This is a genomic window from Nonomuraea mangrovi, assembly GCF_042681425.1.
Taxonomy (GTDB): Bacteria; Actinomycetota; Actinomycetes; order Streptosporangiales; family Streptosporangiaceae; genus Nonomuraea; species Nonomuraea mangrovi.
Window position 1 is genome coordinate 31,997 of the sequence record NZ_JBHUFV010000046.1, and the last position, 14,867, is coordinate 46,863.

General features: G+C 73.1%; 10 protein-coding genes. 4 read left to right on the forward strand and 6 right to left on the reverse strand.

All coding sequences use genetic code 11. From position 1 onward, the window contains the following. The first annotated feature begins 225 nt into the window (after positions 1-225). Positions 226-744, forward strand: a complete 519-nt coding sequence (locus tag ACFSKW_RS29670) for an AAA family ATPase (protein WP_379575765.1) — start codon at positions 226-228, stop codon at positions 742-744. Here ACFSKW_RS29670 and ACFSKW_RS29675 read toward each other — a convergent pair. Continuing rightward, on the reverse strand, positions 733-1,308 hold the full coding sequence (locus ACFSKW_RS29675; protein ID WP_379575766.1) for a dihydrofolate reductase family protein: 576 nt from the start codon (positions 1,306-1,308) through the stop codon (positions 733-735). The two genes, ACFSKW_RS29670 and ACFSKW_RS29675, sit on opposite strands and share 12 nt — an antisense overlap. A 217-nt stretch (positions 1,309-1,525) precedes the next feature. Between ACFSKW_RS29675 and ACFSKW_RS29680 the strand changes: the two genes are divergently transcribed. Beyond that, positions 1,526-2,440, forward strand: coding sequence for a MerR family transcriptional regulator (locus ACFSKW_RS29680; protein WP_379575767.1), 915 nt, complete (start codon positions 1,526-1,528; stop codon positions 2,438-2,440). A gap of 175 nt (positions 2,441-2,615) precedes the next feature. On the opposite strand, the gene ACFSKW_RS29685 is transcribed toward ACFSKW_RS29680, so the two are convergent. Beyond that, positions 2,616-3,398, reverse strand: coding sequence for a GNAT family N-acetyltransferase (locus ACFSKW_RS29685; protein WP_379575768.1), 783 nt, complete (start codon positions 3,396-3,398; stop codon positions 2,616-2,618). A 404-nt stretch (positions 3,399-3,802) separates the two neighbouring features. Between ACFSKW_RS29685 and ACFSKW_RS29690 the strand changes: the two genes are divergently transcribed. After that, positions 3,803-4,921: a hypothetical protein gene (locus ACFSKW_RS29690; protein ID WP_379575769.1), complete on the forward strand. Its 1,119-nt coding sequence runs from the start codon at positions 3,803-3,805 to the stop codon at positions 4,919-4,921. On the opposite strand, the gene ACFSKW_RS29695 is transcribed toward ACFSKW_RS29690, so the two are convergent. Continuing rightward, on the reverse strand, positions 4,866-5,960 hold the full coding sequence (locus ACFSKW_RS29695) for a class I SAM-dependent methyltransferase (protein WP_379575770.1): 1,095 nt from the start codon (positions 5,958-5,960) through the stop codon (positions 4,866-4,868). The genes ACFSKW_RS29690 and ACFSKW_RS29695 overlap by 56 nt on opposite strands. 553 nt (positions 5,961-6,513) lie before the next feature. Between ACFSKW_RS29695 and ACFSKW_RS29700 the strand changes: the two genes are divergently transcribed. After that, positions 6,514-7,761: a serine hydrolase domain-containing protein gene (locus ACFSKW_RS29700; RefSeq protein WP_379575771.1), complete on the forward strand. Its 1,248-nt coding sequence runs from the start codon at positions 6,514-6,516 to the stop codon at positions 7,759-7,761. A 140-nt stretch (positions 7,762-7,901) separates the two neighbouring features. Here ACFSKW_RS29700 and ACFSKW_RS29705 read toward each other — a convergent pair whose 3' ends face one another. Genes ACFSKW_RS29705 through ACFSKW_RS29715 form a run of 3 tightly spaced genes read right to left on the reverse strand, consistent with a single transcriptional unit; the run spans position 7,902 to position 14,865 of the window. Further along, positions 7,902-10,001 carry a hypothetical protein gene (locus ACFSKW_RS29705; RefSeq protein ID WP_379575772.1) on the reverse strand — a complete coding sequence of 700 codons (2,100 nt, stop codon included), beginning with the start codon at positions 9,999-10,001 and terminating at the stop codon, positions 7,902-7,904. Positions 10,002-10,009: 8 nt separating this feature from the next. Further along, positions 10,010-13,702 carry a DUF5682 family protein gene (locus ACFSKW_RS29710; RefSeq protein WP_379575773.1) on the reverse strand — a complete coding sequence of 1,231 codons (3,693 nt, stop codon included), beginning with the start codon at positions 13,700-13,702 and terminating at the stop codon, positions 10,010-10,012. Continuing rightward, complete coding sequence (locus ACFSKW_RS29715; protein ID WP_379575774.1) at positions 13,699-14,865, reverse strand: ATP-binding protein; 1,167 nt, start codon at positions 14,863-14,865, stop codon at positions 13,699-13,701. The genes ACFSKW_RS29710 and ACFSKW_RS29715 overlap by 4 nt, the downstream gene beginning before the upstream one ends. Positions 14,866-14,867 lie beyond the last annotated feature (2 nt).

Below are 14,867 nucleotides of genomic sequence, written 5' to 3' on the forward strand. Positions count from 1 at the left end.
CCGGGCAGGCGAAGATGATGGCGTCCATATCGTCACCCTTCACAGCCAGAAGGTCGTTTAACCACATGCCGGGGTGTTCTCCTAAGAATTCACCCTACCGCCGCCCGGACGCCGCCGGATGCGGCCGAGAAAGGCGACATCACGAGGCTGCCGCGTCCCGGCGGGTCCCGGCCAAGAGAGATCATCGGCATCATGGACGAGGGGCGGAACGGCTAGGCTCAGGTCATGATCGTCTGGTTGAACGGCACTTTCGGCGCGGGCAAGACGACCACTGCGGGCGAGCTCGTCGAGGTCGTTCCCGATGCGCGGATCTTCGACGCCGAGCAGGTGGGCTACATGCTCTACCACGTCGAGGGCCTGCCCAAGGTCAGGAACTTCCAGGAGTGGACCCCGTGGCGCGCGCTGGTCGTCCAGACCGCCTTCCGCCTGCTCGACTACGTGGGCGGAGTGCTCGTCATCCCGCAGACGGTGCTGATCGAGGAGTACTGGACGGAGATCCGCGCCGGGTTGGAGAAGGAGGGCATCCCCCTGCGTCACGTCGTGCTGCACACCGACCAGGACACGCTCACCCGGCGGATCGAGACCGACACCATCGAGACCGGCGCACGCCAGTGGCGGCTCGACCACCTCGCGGACTACCGCGACGCCTTGCCGTGGCTGACCCGCGAAGCCGAGGTCGTCGACACGACCGGCGTCGCGCCCGCGCGGGTCGCCCAGATCATCGCCGAAGGGTCAGGCGGCTGACCTTTCGGGGCGCAGATAGCGGAGCAGGACGACCCCGTTGCCGAAGGCCCTGGTCTCGATGAGCCGCAGCTCGGCCCTGGAGTCCGATGGCCGGAACAGGGGCCTGCCCCGCCCGATGACGACCGGGTGGACGTAGAGCCGGTACTCGTCGACCAGGTCCTCGCGCATGAAGGTCGCGGCCAGATCAGCCCCGCCGAGCGCCATGTCGCCACCTGGCCGCGCCTTGAGCTCCCTGATCTGTTCAGGGTCGACGTTCCGCAGCACCGCGGTGTTCCAGTCGGCCTTCTCCAGGGACCGGGAGAACACGATCTTCGGCATGTCCCGCCAGATACGGGCGAACTCGACCATCGGCCGGGTGCTCGACGGGTCTTTGTCGGCCGTCGGCCAGGCCTCGGCCATCAGCTCGTGGGTGACCCGGCCACTGAGGAAGGCGCTCATGGCGCCGAGTTGTTCGTTGAAGTGGTCGTGCAGCTCGTCGTCGACCAGATGCCAGTCGAGCTCGCGGTCCGGTCCCTCGAAGAATCCGTCAAGCGACACCGACATCATCAAGATGATCTTTCTCATCGCGGTTCCCTCCGCACTCGCCCAGGAGTCACCGTGATTGTTTCCCAGGCATGCGCGCGCGTGCAGGCCGTTCGCGAGGACGAGGCTCCAGGAGGAGTCGCCGAGCATGGCGGCTGCGCTGCCGCGTGCGGGAGGCGCTCGAGTCGCCCGCTGTCGGCGAGAGGGGCGAGCGGAAGGGCTTGAGTCTCCAGCGGCTGGAAGGTCCACACTCATGGTCATGGACGACGACCGCGGCGAACCGCTCACCATCGGCCGGCTGTCCCAGCATACGGGGATGCCGGTGCGCACGATCCGGTACTGGTCCGACGTCGGGGTGCTGCCGCCGGCGGGCCGGAGCGAAAGCGGCTACCGGCTCTACGACGCCCGGTCCGTGGCCCGGCTGGAGCTCATCCGGAGCCTGCGCGAGCTCGGGCTGGGACTGGGGGACGTGCGCCGGGTGCTGGAGGAGCGGACCACGATCGCGGACGTCGCCGAAACCCACGTCATGGCACTGGACGCGCAGATCCGCGTCCTCCGGCTGCGCCGGGCGGTGCTCAGCACGCTCGCCAGGCGACGCCCCCGACCAGAGGAGTTGACCCTGTTGGACAGACTGGCCAGGCTCACCGGCGACGAGCGCCGTCAGATCATCGAGGACTTCCTGGAGGAGGTCTTCGGCGGCCTCGACGCCGACCCCGAACTGAAGGAGGGCATGCGCCACACGCCGGCGGACCTGCCCGCCGACCCCACCCCCGAGCAGGTCGACGCCTGGATCGAGCTCGCCGAGCTCGTCCAGGACAGGGACTTCCGGCGGCGGATGCGCGCCATGGCCGAGCAGCACGCCGCCGGACGTCCTCCGGAGGGGCCGGGCCGCGAGCCCGGCGCCTACCAGTGGTTCGCCAAGAAGGTAGGCGGGATGGTCGGCGAGGCCCGTGAGCGCGGGATCGGCCCCGACTCGGCCGCGGCGGCCCACGTGCTGGACCGGCTCCTCGGCCCGGCCGACCGGACCCAGGTGCTGGCGCGGCTGGAATCCGGAGGCGACGCTCGAACCGGGCGCTACCGGCAGCTCCTCGCGACCGTCAACGGCGAACCGGCCCCCTCCTCGCGCCTGGACGACTTCGCCTGGCTGGCAGCGGCGCTCCGAGCTCATCCCTGACCGCGCGGTGCGGGCCGGCGGGGGTCGGCGCGCGACGATACAGGAGCCCGTCGCTCTGCTGTGCTCGGGCGGAGCGACGGTGGCGGCGTGGGTGTTGATCCAGACGATGCCCGTGTCCAGAGCCCGGGCGGCGCTTCCAGCTCATTCAGGGCATGCTCGCCGACAGTGCCCAGCTTCAGGCCGCACCCCCGCGGGCGAGCAGGTACCAGCCGGAGCGGGTGAACCCGGTCACCCGGTAGCCGCGGCCGAGCGCGTCCCCGAGCCCGCGTTCCAGCGCCGCCCGCCACCGCCCGGCCGCCGCCGGGTCCGCCGCGCGCATCGACTCGACGTCCGCCGGGGTCGCGCAGAGCAGCAGCGGCGCGTCACCGGCTTCCCGTATCGTCCCGGCCTCGTCGACCACCACCACACCATCGTGGTCCGACAACGGCGGGGGAGCGGCCGCATCCGTCGGCCAGGTGACGTAGAGCCGGTCGGAGGGTCCGCCGTCGTTGATGCCGTCGGTCATCGGCCCGTAGAAGTCGGGCAGGTAGGCGTCGACGCGGGCGCCCAGCCGGGCCAGGTTGAAGAAGGCGTTGCGCCGCACCAGAGGGTCGAACGTCCACGACACGGCGGCCAGCCCCTGCTCGGCGGCCCACGCCCGCTGGTGCTCCTTCAGCGCCCTGCCGACGCCACGCCCGCGTGCGCCCGCAGCCACGCCCGCGACGTGCGAGTGCAGGCTGCGGTCCGCCGCGCGGAACCCCGCGGCCACCCCGACGAGCTCCTCGCCGATGAAGGCACCGCCCACATACCCGCCGGTGTGGGCGAACGCGCACAGCAGATCCAGCGGGATCGGCGGGTCGTCGCCGCGTCTCGTTCCCCAGACCCCACGCAGAAGTCGGTCGGCGCACTGCAGTGCCCGCGTGCCATGGAGGGAACGGATCGTGACCCCGGCCGGGGCGGAGATGAGGAGTTCGGCCATGAGCTTCAGCATCGCGGCACGCGCCGTCCTGCGCGTTGGCGTCCACGCCGAACTTCACCCCCTCCCTTTTGTGGCGCCGTTCAGCCGCGCAGGCTCGTCCTCCCACCTCTCAACGCGGTGTCGGAGGGCTCCGCTCCACCTTGGCGGGAACGCGCAGCCCGAGCGCACCGTCCTGCTCGGGCGGGACGGCCGATCTCCAGGAGATCGGCCCCGGGGCTGTTCAGGCCGATGTCCAGTGCACAGCACCGGCATTGCAAGCGGTCGTCAACCGGCGTCCCGCACGGTGGTAGCCCGAGACAGCCGCCGACGGGGGGACGATGGTGACGTACACGCGGCAATCCGCCTCGGCGGCCGTGCGCGAAGCCGGCCGCCCACCGGAACCGAGCGCGGGACGAGACCCGCGGGTGAGCCAGGTCGAGCGATGGTTCGTGCGCCAGGGGCTGCCCACGCTCCGCCTCGATGACGGCCGGCGCGACACACTCGCCCGGATGGCACCCGTGCTGGCCTTCGTGGGCGTGACGGGCCTGTTGGAAAGGCCGCTGCAGAACATGGTGATCGTCCTGTACTGCGTCGCCGCCGCTGGAGCGTTCGCGCTGCGTTACTGGATCGGCGTCACGCGTCGCTCCGTCGCCGTGCGCTGGACGAGGTTCGCGTCCGTCTGCCTCTACTGGGCGAGCGCGATCGGGATGGTCGAGTTCTCCGGGCCGGAGGTGACGGTAAGCGCCGTCGGCAGCGTAGTGATTTTGGGGACGTTCTTCCCTGTGGCCTACCTTGCCACCGCCTACGGGCTCGTGCCGCTGGCCGGGCGCGCCCTCCTGCACGTCGTCCGCGACGTCAGGGACAGCGTGCAGTTGCAGGCGCGCAGCCTGCCCCTGTTGCTGTTCCTCACGCTGTTCTTCTTCTTCACCGGCGAGTTGTGGCAGCTGGCCGACAGGTTGTCGTGGTGGCGGGAGAGCGTGGTGATCGGGATCTTCGCGACCGTGACCGTCTGCGCCTCCGCCGCCCGGCTGCGCGAGGAGATCCAGCAGATCGAGCAGCGCCTGTCCATCCCGGAGATGCTCTCCGCCTGTCGCGGGACGCCTCTCGAAGGGGCGTTGGACGAATGCGCCGCCGCGGTCCCGCTGACCCGCAGACAGAGCTTCAACCTGCTGCTCCTGCTGGCCGGCAGGCAGCTCACCCAGGCGGCCGTGGTGGGCGTCGGCATGTTCCTGTTCTTCGTCTCGATCGGGCTGGTGCTCATCGACCCGGCGACGATGCAGCAGTGGATCGGATCGCCGCCGAACCCGTCCAATCTGATCCCCGTGCTCCCGGTCGCGCTGTTGCGGGTGTCGCTGCTGCTCGCCGGGTTCGCGAGCATGTACTTCGCGATCTCCACCATGACCGATCCGCACTACCGCAAGGAGTTCTTCCCGCCGGTGATCCGCGAGCTCGAGCGCGCGCTCGCCGTACGCGCGGCCTACCTGACGCTCATGGGTCGAGGCGGTAGAAGCGCCACAGGTCATGCTCGACAGGCAGGATCGTGACGTTGCTGAAGCCGGCTTCGTGGGCGTAGCGGCGGACCGTCTCCGGGCGGATCACCGTCCCGGTGGCGGCCGACTCGGGGTCGACCATGGAGGCGGCCAGGCAGTGCAGGGCGCTCCAGCCATACTGGAAGCGCTCGACGTCGTCGCCGGGCGCGGTGAAGGTCTCGGCGACCTTTTCGTCGCCCACCAGCACCGTTCCGCCGGGAGCGAGCATGCCCCTGACCGCCCGCAGCACCTCGACCGGCCTGGACATGTCGTGCAGCGTCTCGAAGAGCGTCACCAGGTCGTAGCGCCCGCTCAGGCCGGGGTCGGCCGCGTCACGGCAGGCGAAGGTGACCCGCTCGGCCAGCCCGGACCGCTCGGCCCTGCCGCGGGCCGTCTCGATCGACCCCTCGTCGAGGTCGATGCCGTCGACGCGGGCGTCAGGGTAGGCCTGGGCGAGCGCGAGGGTCGACCAGCCGGTCCCGCAGCCGAGGTCGGCGACGCGCGCGGGAGGGTCGGTACCGCGTAGCCTGGCCTCGATGTCGGGCAGCGCCGGGATCCACTCGGCGGCGAGCTGGTTGACGAACATCGGTCGGTTGCCGCGGGCGATCGCGTCGGCCACGCCGGGATAGGCCTCGTACGGCACGCCGCCCCCGCTGCGGAACGCCTCGACGACCTGCGGCAGCGCCTGGGCGAGGCTGACCACGAGCGGCGCGAACGGCGCCATGTAGTACAGGCTCTCCGGCTCGCACAGCACCTCGTCGGCCCCGGGCGGGAGCCGGTAACGGCGCCTGTCACCGTCGTCTTCCATCACGTCCAGGATGCCCGCGACGGCCTGCTGTTCCAGCCACTCGCGGGCGTACCGCTCGGCGATGCCCGCCTGGTCGGCGAGCTCCTGCGGGGACATCGACTCGGCTCCCGCGAGCGCGGTGTAGAGCCCGAGCCGGTCGCCCACGTAGATGTGCAGCATCTCCTGCATGGCGATGGTGTCGCGGAAGAGCCTGTCGGCGAGCGCGTCGCGCCGCTCGGTGTCTGCGTTTGCACTGGTCTCGGGCATGCCGTCCACTCCCCCCGTCCCGCCTCCCCCAAGGCGGGGCCGTACTTCACCCCACGATAGTTGCGGCACCACGACTCCTCTGCGCGGCCCGGCGATGCCCGGGTGACGATCCGTACAGGCGGGTGGTCGGCCCATGTTCCGTCGTGCCGACGGACGGGCTGATCAGCGCCTCGCACCCGCCGGAGATCTCCGAGGGCGAGGAGATCGAGGTGAGGAACGCCGCCGGCGGATCTGCCTCTCGTCGAAGGACTGCCCGCAGCTCACATGGGTCGACTTCGTGATCACGTTCTGCGGCGGGGACCCGGACCTGTTCATGCTCATGTCCGGCTACCGGACGGTCCTGGGACTGGAAAGGTCACTCTTCGGGGCACAAGCGGGTGCCGACCACCGCGAGCGCATGCCGTCGTCCGCGAAACGCGGATAACGGCTCTGCGGGGCCGCAACAAATGCGGACATACGCCAGCAAAGAGTGAGGTTGATCCGCTAGATATATGACCATGCAAAAATACGCGCCTCACTCATCCGAAACGGCGGCCGGAAGGTGGACGCGGGAATGCTGAGCAGGCGGAGATTCCTCCAGGCCGGTGCCGTGACGGTGCCGGCCATCACATGGGGCGCCACGGCGGCCCGCTCCGCACTCGCCGCGACGGTGGAGACCTCAGGGGTGGCGCCCACCGCGCTCGCCGGCTTCGACAGGGTGCTCAAGACCTTCATCGTCGAGCGCGGAATCTCCTGCGCCCAGCTCGCCATCTCCAAGAACGGCAAGCTCGTGCTCGCCAGGGGCTACCGGTACTCCGACGACGGCAGGGCCATCCCCGCGGTGACCCCGACCTCGCTGTTCCGCATCGCCAGCCTGAGCAAGCACATCACGGCCACGGCGATCATGAGGCTGGCGCAGGACGGCAAGCTCAACCTGTCGGCGTCGGTCGCCACCCTCCTGGGACTGCCGACCACCGCCGACGCCCGGCTGGCGAAGGTGTCGGTGTGGCGGCTGCTGCAGCACACCGGCGGCTGGGACCGCGACGTCTCCGGCGACTACCTCTACATGGACCACGCCATCTCCAAGGCGCTCGGCGTCCCGCTGCCGATCACCCAGGACCACATCATCAAGTACGCCGGCAGCCGCCCGCTCGACTTCGAACCCGGCACGAAGTACGCCTACAGCAACTACGGCTACATGCTGCTCGGGCGGATCGTCGGGAAGGTCTCGGGGATGAGCTACGAGTCCTATGTCAGGCAGCGCATCCTGGCGCCCGTGGGCATCACCCGCCTCAGGCTCGGCCGTACCCTCAGGTCGCAGGCGGCGCCCGGCGAGGTGATCTACGAGTCCGACGGCACCGCCGTGACCGTGACGGACGCGTCGGGCGCGGTGGTGCCGAGGCCGTACGGCGGCTTCAGCATGACCAACCGCGGGCCGGGCGGCGGATGGCTGGCCTCAGCGGTCGACCTGGTGCGGTTCGCGAAGGTGCTCGACGCGCCGGGAGCGGTGCTGAACGCGACGTCCATCAACAGGATGCTCGCCAAGCCGAACCCACTCCTCACCGACGGCGTCGCCTGGTACGGCGCCGGCTGGTGGGTGCGCCAGGTGCCTGGACACCTCAACACCTGGCACAACGGGTCGTTGCCCGGGACCTACACCTACCTGGCCAGGCTGCAGAACGGTTTCACCTACGCGGCTCTGTTCAACAGGGGCGAGGAGAGCGGGTCCCCCGACTTCGACGGGCTCAGCCCGCTGATCAACGCCGAGATCGGCAAGGTGACCACCTGGCCGACCACGGACCTCAGCTCGCGCTACTTCTAGCTCGGCCTCGCCTCGCCGGCTCAGCATGCGTCGCCTCGCGCGGGCTCACGTTCGTCGCCTCGTGTGCAGGGGCGTCCAGCTCCGTGATCGTCGGGTACGGCCGGGCAGGGGTTCCCCGCCCGGCCGTACCCTCCACGCCGTCACACCGCGGGCTGCCAGGAGGCCCGAACCAGGGCCCGTTCCGTCGCGGCGAGATGCGTCGCGGCGGCCAGCCACGCCCACGCGTATCGATCGGCGTCGGACTCGGCCAAGCGGCCGAACACGTCGCGAGACCTGCGGTCGGCCTCGGCGGTGAGCTCGGTGACCAGCTCCGCGGCGGCCATGAACCCGGCGCCGCGCAGGGCGGAGGCCTGGACGCGGGCGTCTCCGCTGCGCGCCGGTTCGGCCACCGCCCTGCGCCCGCCCGACACGGCCAGCTCGACCAGGCGACGCACCCGCCACAGCGGCGCGCCCGCCAGCGGGTCCACGTCGTCGCCCGCTTCCGCCTGCCACGGGAGGCACGCGTCCTCCGGGGGAAGGTGGGAGCCCTGCAGGCGGTCGTAGCCGAGGTCGGCCCTGCCCTGCCATTCGGGCGGAAGGCGCAGGGTCGCCTCCGCGCCCGGCACGGGCCCCACGGCGAGCGGCACCAGGGTGGCGGCCCTGTCGGGATCCACCCGGCCCACCACGCGCACCAGCAGGCCGGGGCGTGAGGCGAGCCGCCGCAGGTTGTCGAGGTGGGCCAGGGCGGGATGCAGGCCGGCGGGTACGAGCCGGATCAGCGGCCCGCCAGGCCGCGCCCGCGGTACCGGACCGCCGGCCGTCCGGCCCGCGCCGGACGGACCGCCCGGGACGGAGTCGTCGGCTGTGGTGACGGAGCCGGTCGTCACGCCCCCTGCGGCATCGGTCGTTTCGGCCGCGGGGGCGGGCAGGAGCTCGCGAGCGAGTACGGCGTCGCCGGCCGTTCCGACGATCACCAGGTCGCAGCCGACCGGTTCGCGGGCCACGTCCTGCTCGCGCCACGCGTCACCCGACAGTCGCGTCCCTGTGACGTCGGCCAGCGGGCGCGCGAACAGCGCGGCCAGCGGACCGGTGGTCCACGGCCTGCTCGGGAGCGGGGTGGCACGCACGCCCGCGCCCGCGCCCAGGCGGCCGTCGGGCGAGATCGTCGCACCGGTGATCAGCAGTCCCGCCCGCGCCAGTTGCGCGTGGTTCAGCATGGCCGAGCCGATGGCGACGGTCGCGGTGGCCGCACCACGGGCGCGCGCCGCCCCGCCCGGCTTGACGTCGGCCACAGAGAACCACCGGCCGTCCTCGGTGACCAGGTGGGTGACCACGCCGCCGTATCCGGTGGCGCTGATCAACGGCTCCCTGCAGACGCCGTGCACCCGCAGGCTCCCGCCCTGCTCGTAGTTCCTGCGAACGCTGCCGACCAGCGCCGGATCAGGGTCGGCCATGGCCAGCCTGCCCGCGGTGAGCAGGAGCTCGCGAAGGGCGGACACCAGGTCGGCGAGGCGGTGACTGTCGTGGCGTTCGCGAGCCGCTCTCAGGCCGCGCACGACGCGCAGCGCGGCGGCCTCCGCGTTGGGCAGCCCGGCCAGCCGGGCGGTGTGGGCGGCTCTGAGCAACTCCGCCTGGGGGACCGCTCCTGCCGCGGGCACCCCCGCCGAAAGCACCGCCGCCGCGGCGTCCCACAGCGCCGAGGCGGCCGCGACCTGCGCACGGGTGGGATCCGCCTGTTCGGGCGTGCCCGCGTGTCCGGCCGCGCCGGCGGAGGAGGCGGGATGGGGACCTGATCCGGAGCCGGTGTGGGATGCGGGAGCGGGGACCGCGCCCCCCTGGGCATCGGTGCCGGCCCCGGTGACGGTGCTCGTCACCGGGTCGGTGACAGCCGTGGTGACGGCGCCAGTCGCGGTGCCGGCATCCACCACCGTGTCGGCGGGTGCGGGGGTGTCGGCGTCCGGTACCGGGCAGGCGCTCAGTACCGCCGCGCGATGCAGGCAGCGGGGTGCCAGCAGGCAACTGCACCGCGCCTGCCCCTCTTCCGCGATCACACCCGACGACCCCGGTGAGAGGGTGACCACCGCGTCCTCGCCGCAGGTGATGGTGATGCCCTCGCCGTCGGTGACGGCGGGCACGGCGGCGTACTGCTCGACCGCCGCGTCCAGCTTCTTCCGCAGCCTGGAGGTCAGGCTCTCGACGGCCGCGGCCACCACGGGCGGCGCGGCGGGCGGGAGTGCTCCCGCTGACGGATCGGTTGACATCGGGGCGTTCACCGGGCTTCTCCGCGGAGGCGGTCGCCCACCCATCGGGCGAGGGCGAGCGGGCTGAGGGCGGCGACGGGCATCCCGGCCGCGACGAGCTGCTGGGCGACGGGTATCGAATAGCGGGGGACACCGCTGTCGTCGAGCGCCGCACACCCCAGCAGGTGGACGCCCGAGCCCGCCAGGGAGCGGACCTCGGCGAGCAGGCCGCCGATCGGGTACCCCTCCTCGAAGTCGCTGACGACCACGACGAGCGTGCGGCTCGGCACGGTGACCAGGGACCTGGCGTGGGCGAGCCCGGCGGCGATGTGCGTTCCGCCGCCGACTTGCACCTCCAGCAGCAGGGAGAGCGGGTCGGCGACCCTGCCCGTCAGGTCGATCACCTGCGTGGAGAACGACAGGAAGTGGGTGGAGAGCGCCGGCACGCCCGCCAGGACCGCGGCGGTCAGCGCCGACCAGATGACCGACGCCTCCATCGAGCCGGACACGTCGACCACCAGGATCAGCCGCCAGTCGGCCTCCTTGCGGGCTCTGGTGCTGAACACGGGCCGTTCGGGGACCACCATCAAGCTGCCGTCGTCCATGCGGCGCGTGTGCGACAGGTTGGCCCGCAGGGTGCGGGGGAGGTCGAGCCGTCCGCCAGGACGGCGGGTCGGGCGCGGCGTGGCCAGCCCGCTCAAGGCGGGCCGCAGCCTGGTGGCGAGCTCGCGGGTGAGCTCGGCGACCAGGTGGCGGACGAGTGGCCTGAGCTTGGCCAGCCGCTGCTCGGGCAGGCCGCCCGCCAGCGTCAGCACGGAGGTCAGCAGCTCGACGGACGGCCGCACCGCGGCGGGGTCGAGGACGTCCAGCACGTCGGTTCGCCCGGCCTCGGCGGCTCTGGCCAGTACCTCCTCACGGACGTCCGTGCCGAACAGCGCCTCGAGCTCTTCGGCCCACTCGCGAGCGGTGGGGAACGAGTCGCACCTCCCGCCGGAGTTCCCTCCTTCGTCCTGGCCGGGCCCGAAGTCGTTCGCGCCTTCGCCGCGACCGGCGCCGTACAGCTCGTCCAACGCGCGCGCGTAGGAGCGCGCGCCCGCGGGGAGCCGGTCGGACTCCCTGCCGAGCAACAGCCGCCACCGGTCGGCCGGCCTGAACCTCCGCGCGACGACGAGCCCCGGAGCGGCCATGCCATCCGGTACGGCCGGGCGGCCCTCAGGGAGCGCGTCACCCGGAGGTGCCTGCGGGGCGTCGGCCGGCTGATCCGGATTCTCGGATGGCCGGCTTCCCGCGTCGAGCGATGCGTCGGCCGGCTGATCCGGATTCTCCGGTGGGCGGCTCCTCGTGTCGAGGGATGCGTCGGCCGCGCGATCGCGCGTCTCGGGAGAGGCGCCCGGCTCGTCGGAGAATCCCTCGCCGAGAGGGAGCCGGAGCGCCCGCAGGGCGGCCAGGCCCGCCGCGTCGGCCGCGGCCCACATCGCGAGCAGCGCGGGCGGGGCGTCCAGCGCCACGTCGAGCCGGTCGCCGAGCCGTTCCGACACCGCGTTCAGCAGCCTGGCGCGTCCGGCAGGGGCCAGGGTGTCGAACCCGCCCCGCAACGCCGGCAGCCGGTCGAGGAACTCCTTGTCGGCCAGCGCGTCGACCCGGTCCATGAGCGGGCCGAGCGCCGCGGGAGCCGACTGGAGCAGGGGCGCCGCCGCCGCGAGCACGCCGCTCAGCAGCCGGCTCAGGCGGCGGCGCCCGTCCGCGTCGGTGGCGGTGTCGACCCATCCGGCAGCCCTTGCTCCGAGCACGTCGGGGCCGTCGAGGTCGAGCAGTACCCGAGCGGCCAGCGCCGCCCCCTGGATGAGCGGCGATCCGGAGCGCGCGAGAGCGGCCAGCGTGTCGTCCATCCGCAGCCCGAGGCGTTCCTCCCCGGCCCTGCCTGCCAGGGCGACCAGCGCGGCCGCGTCCTCCGGCTGGTCGCTTCCCGCCAGGCCGGGCAGCGCGCGGACCGCGGCGTCGAGCAGTGTGCCCGCCAGCTCCGCCGCGTGCTCGCGCCCCTCGGGCGTGGTGCCGGGCAGGTGCTCGCGGCGCAGCGCTTCGAGCAGGTCGAGCGCGTCGAGCAGTTCGGCGAGCGTGGCGGCGGCGGGCAGCGCGTCGGCGGCGTCGGAGAGACGGTCGGCCACCAGTTCGGGCAGGTCGCAGCGGGCCGCGGCGCGCAGGCCGTCCAGGATCAGCGCGCAGGTGGGTCCTGCCTCGGCGGACTCGCGGCGGAAGTTCTCGCGCAGCGTGCCCGCGGCGGCCTGGGCGAGGGTCACCCCGCGGACGCCCGCCAGGTCGAGCAGCGCGGGGACCGCAGGAGTCCAGGCCAGGCGCCATCTGGTGGAGAGCGCGGTGCCGTCACCTGTTCCCGCCACCTCGACGGGTTCGCCGTATCCAACGCCGCAGACCACCAGGCGGCGCAGCGCCACCTCCCTGCGGGCGTCCAGGTCGGAGCGGAGCGGGTCGAGCCGTACCTCCCGGGGCTCGGGGTTGTCGGGGCACGGGAGCCGCAGGGCGGCGAGCTCGGCCTCGACGGCGGGACCGAGCCCGGACCGGGGAGTGCCGGGGGCGGTCCTGCCTCGCTCCGCGCCGACGAGCACCTTGTCGAGAGCCTGGGCCAGCGCGCGGCCCCTGCCGAGGGGTTCGCCCTGGCCGAGTACGGTCGTCACCGCTTCGAGCAGCTCGCCCCTGCCGGGGGCGGGCAGCCCGCGCAGCCGCGCGAGGTCGCAGGCCAGGCGGAGAGTCTCCACGGCCTCGCCGGTGCCCGCGGTGTGCCCGGCGGCGCGCAGCTCCCTGCACACGTCGGTGATCGCGCGGGCGGCGCCGTCCCTGACCAGGTCGGGGTCGCCGCCCGCCGCGAACACCGCCTGCTGCCAGCGGGGGTCGCGGATGCCGGCGGGGTAGCCGGACCGCGAGTCGAGCAGGTCGAAGGCGTAGGGCACGAGCGAGGTGACAGACGCAGGAGTGCCGGGCACCGCAGGATCGGGCGGCGGATCGGAGGAGACCAGCGCCGGAGCGTGGAAGGCGCCGACCACGGCCGCGACGCGCCGCCCACCGGCCGCCGCGCCGGCGAGGACACGGCGCATGTGCGCCTCCCGCGCCAGGTCCCTGGCCGGCACGCCGCCTGCCGCCTCGGCGTCGCGGCGCAGCGCCCAGCCGACGCCGAGGGCGGCACGCCGCACCGCTTCGGGCGGGCAGCCGGGCGCGAGGACCTCCACCGCCCTGTCCCACATGTCGTCACCCTCGCGGCCCGTGCCGGAGGCGGACAGCCCGCGGGCGTACGGCGCGCCGCCCGAGCCGCCGGCGGACGCGTCGGGCGCGTGCCAGCCGGGGTCCGACAGCGGGAGGTCGCAGCAGATCACCTCGGCGCCGCGCTTCCACGCCCACCGGACGGCCACCAGCTCGGGAGAGAAGTCGGCGAACGGGTAGAACCCGAGCCGCCCTTCCGCCCCCGACCCCGCGAGGGCCACCGGCGCGATGGTCGCGGGATCGGCCAGGTACTCCAGCCACGGCTGGAAGTCCGAGGGCAGCTCGACACAGACCACCTCGACGTCGGCCGCGTCGAGCAGCGCGGGCAGCGCCACCGCCAGCGCGGGGCTGTGGTGGCGCACCCCCAGCAGGTACGGCACGCCGGACGCCGCCAGCGCGGCGACGGCCCGCCGGGGATCGGCTGCCCGGTCGTCGTGAACCAGTGCGGTCAACGGAGGCTCTCCCGCAGGTCCCAGAGCCTGCGCCACATGGCCGAGCCGTCCTCGGCCCTGCGCCGCACCGGCCCGTCCCAGTAGCCGAGCAGCCGCCCGTGGTCGGCGGGGTCGTCCTTGCGGACCACGCCGAGCAGGTGGCCGGGCACCAGGTCGAGGACGTCGCCGCTCGGCAGGTAGGCGGCGGCGACGCCCAGCGAGGCGGCGACCTGCACGGCCTCGGCGGTGGACATCACCGTGCCGGGCCGTTCGACGTCCCAGCCCTCGTCCGAGCGGCCGGTGCGCAGGTCGCGGAAGACCGTGACCAGCGCCTCGAGCACGGCGTCGTCCACGGCGAACGCGGCGCCCGCCCGCTGGACGACCGCGGTGGCCTGCCGGCGGACGAGGGTGGTCTCGGCGCCGGCGTCGGAGATGGGGTCGACGGTCTCGAAGTTGAAACGCCGCTTCAGCGCGGCCGACATCTCCGAGACGCCGCGGTCGCGAAGGTTGGCCGTGGCGATCACGGTGAAGCCCGGCGCGGCGGCCACCTGCGCGTCGGCGGTGCCGGCGAGCTCGGGCACGCTGACCCGCCGGTCGGACAGGATCGACACGAGCGCGTCCTGCACCTCGGGCAGGCAGCGGGTGATCTCCTCGATCCTGGCGACGCGTCCCGACCGCATGGCGGTCAGCACGGGGGAGTCGACGAGCGCGCCGCGGCTGGGGCCCTGCGCGAGCAGCAGCGCGTAGTTCCAGCCGTAGCGGAAGGCGTCCTCGGTCGTGCCCGCGGTGCCCTGCACGGTGAGCGCGCTGGTGCCGCACACCGCGGCGGCCAGCAGCTCCGACAGCATGGACTTGGCGGTGCCGGGCTCGCCGACCAGCAGCAGTCCGCGTTCGCCCGCGAGGGTCACCACACACCGTTCGACGAGCGCCCGTTCGCCGATGAACTTGGCGGCGATCTTCATGCGGGCCGGGGTGCCGTCGTCGGGACGGCGGTTCTTCGGCACCTCCAGCGTGTCGTCACCGCTGCCGCAGATGAACGTCACGACCGCGCGCGGCGTCAGGGCCCAGCCGGGCGGGCGGGGGCCGTCGTCGTGGGCGGCGAGGAAGGAGAGCTCGGCGGCGTGCCGCTCCTCGGCGGGCAGCACCTGCCGGGGAGCGGTCGCCTGGTCTTCTGTCAGGGTCATGG

Excerpts from the sequence above, each read along its gene's own strand:
- ACFSKW_RS29675 (WP_379575766.1), bottom strand. The coding sequence starts at position 1,308 with ATGAGAAAGATCATCTTGATGATGTCGGTGTCGCTTGACGGATTCTTC.
- ACFSKW_RS29705 (WP_379575772.1), bottom strand. The coding sequence starts at position 10,001 with ATGTCAACCGATCCGTCAGCGGGAGCACTCCCGCCCGCCGCGCCGCCC.
- ACFSKW_RS29685 (WP_379575768.1), bottom strand. The coding sequence starts at position 3,398 with ATGGCCGAACTCCTCATCTCCGCCCCGGCCGGGGTCACGATCCGTTCC.
- ACFSKW_RS29715 (WP_379575774.1), bottom strand. The coding sequence starts at position 14,865 with ATGACCCTGACAGAAGACCAGGCGACCGCTCCCCGGCAGGTGCTGCCC.
- ACFSKW_RS29695 (WP_379575770.1), bottom strand. The coding sequence starts at position 5,960 with ATGCCCGAGACCAGTGCAAACGCAGACACCGAGCGGCGCGACGCGCTC.
- ACFSKW_RS29700 (WP_379575771.1), top strand. The coding sequence starts at position 6,514 with ATGCTGAGCAGGCGGAGATTCCTCCAGGCCGGTGCCGTGACGGTGCCG.
- ACFSKW_RS29670 (WP_379575765.1), top strand. The coding sequence starts at position 226 with ATGATCGTCTGGTTGAACGGCACTTTCGGCGCGGGCAAGACGACCACT.
- ACFSKW_RS29680 (WP_379575767.1), top strand. The coding sequence starts at position 1,526 with ATGGACGACGACCGCGGCGAACCGCTCACCATCGGCCGGCTGTCCCAG.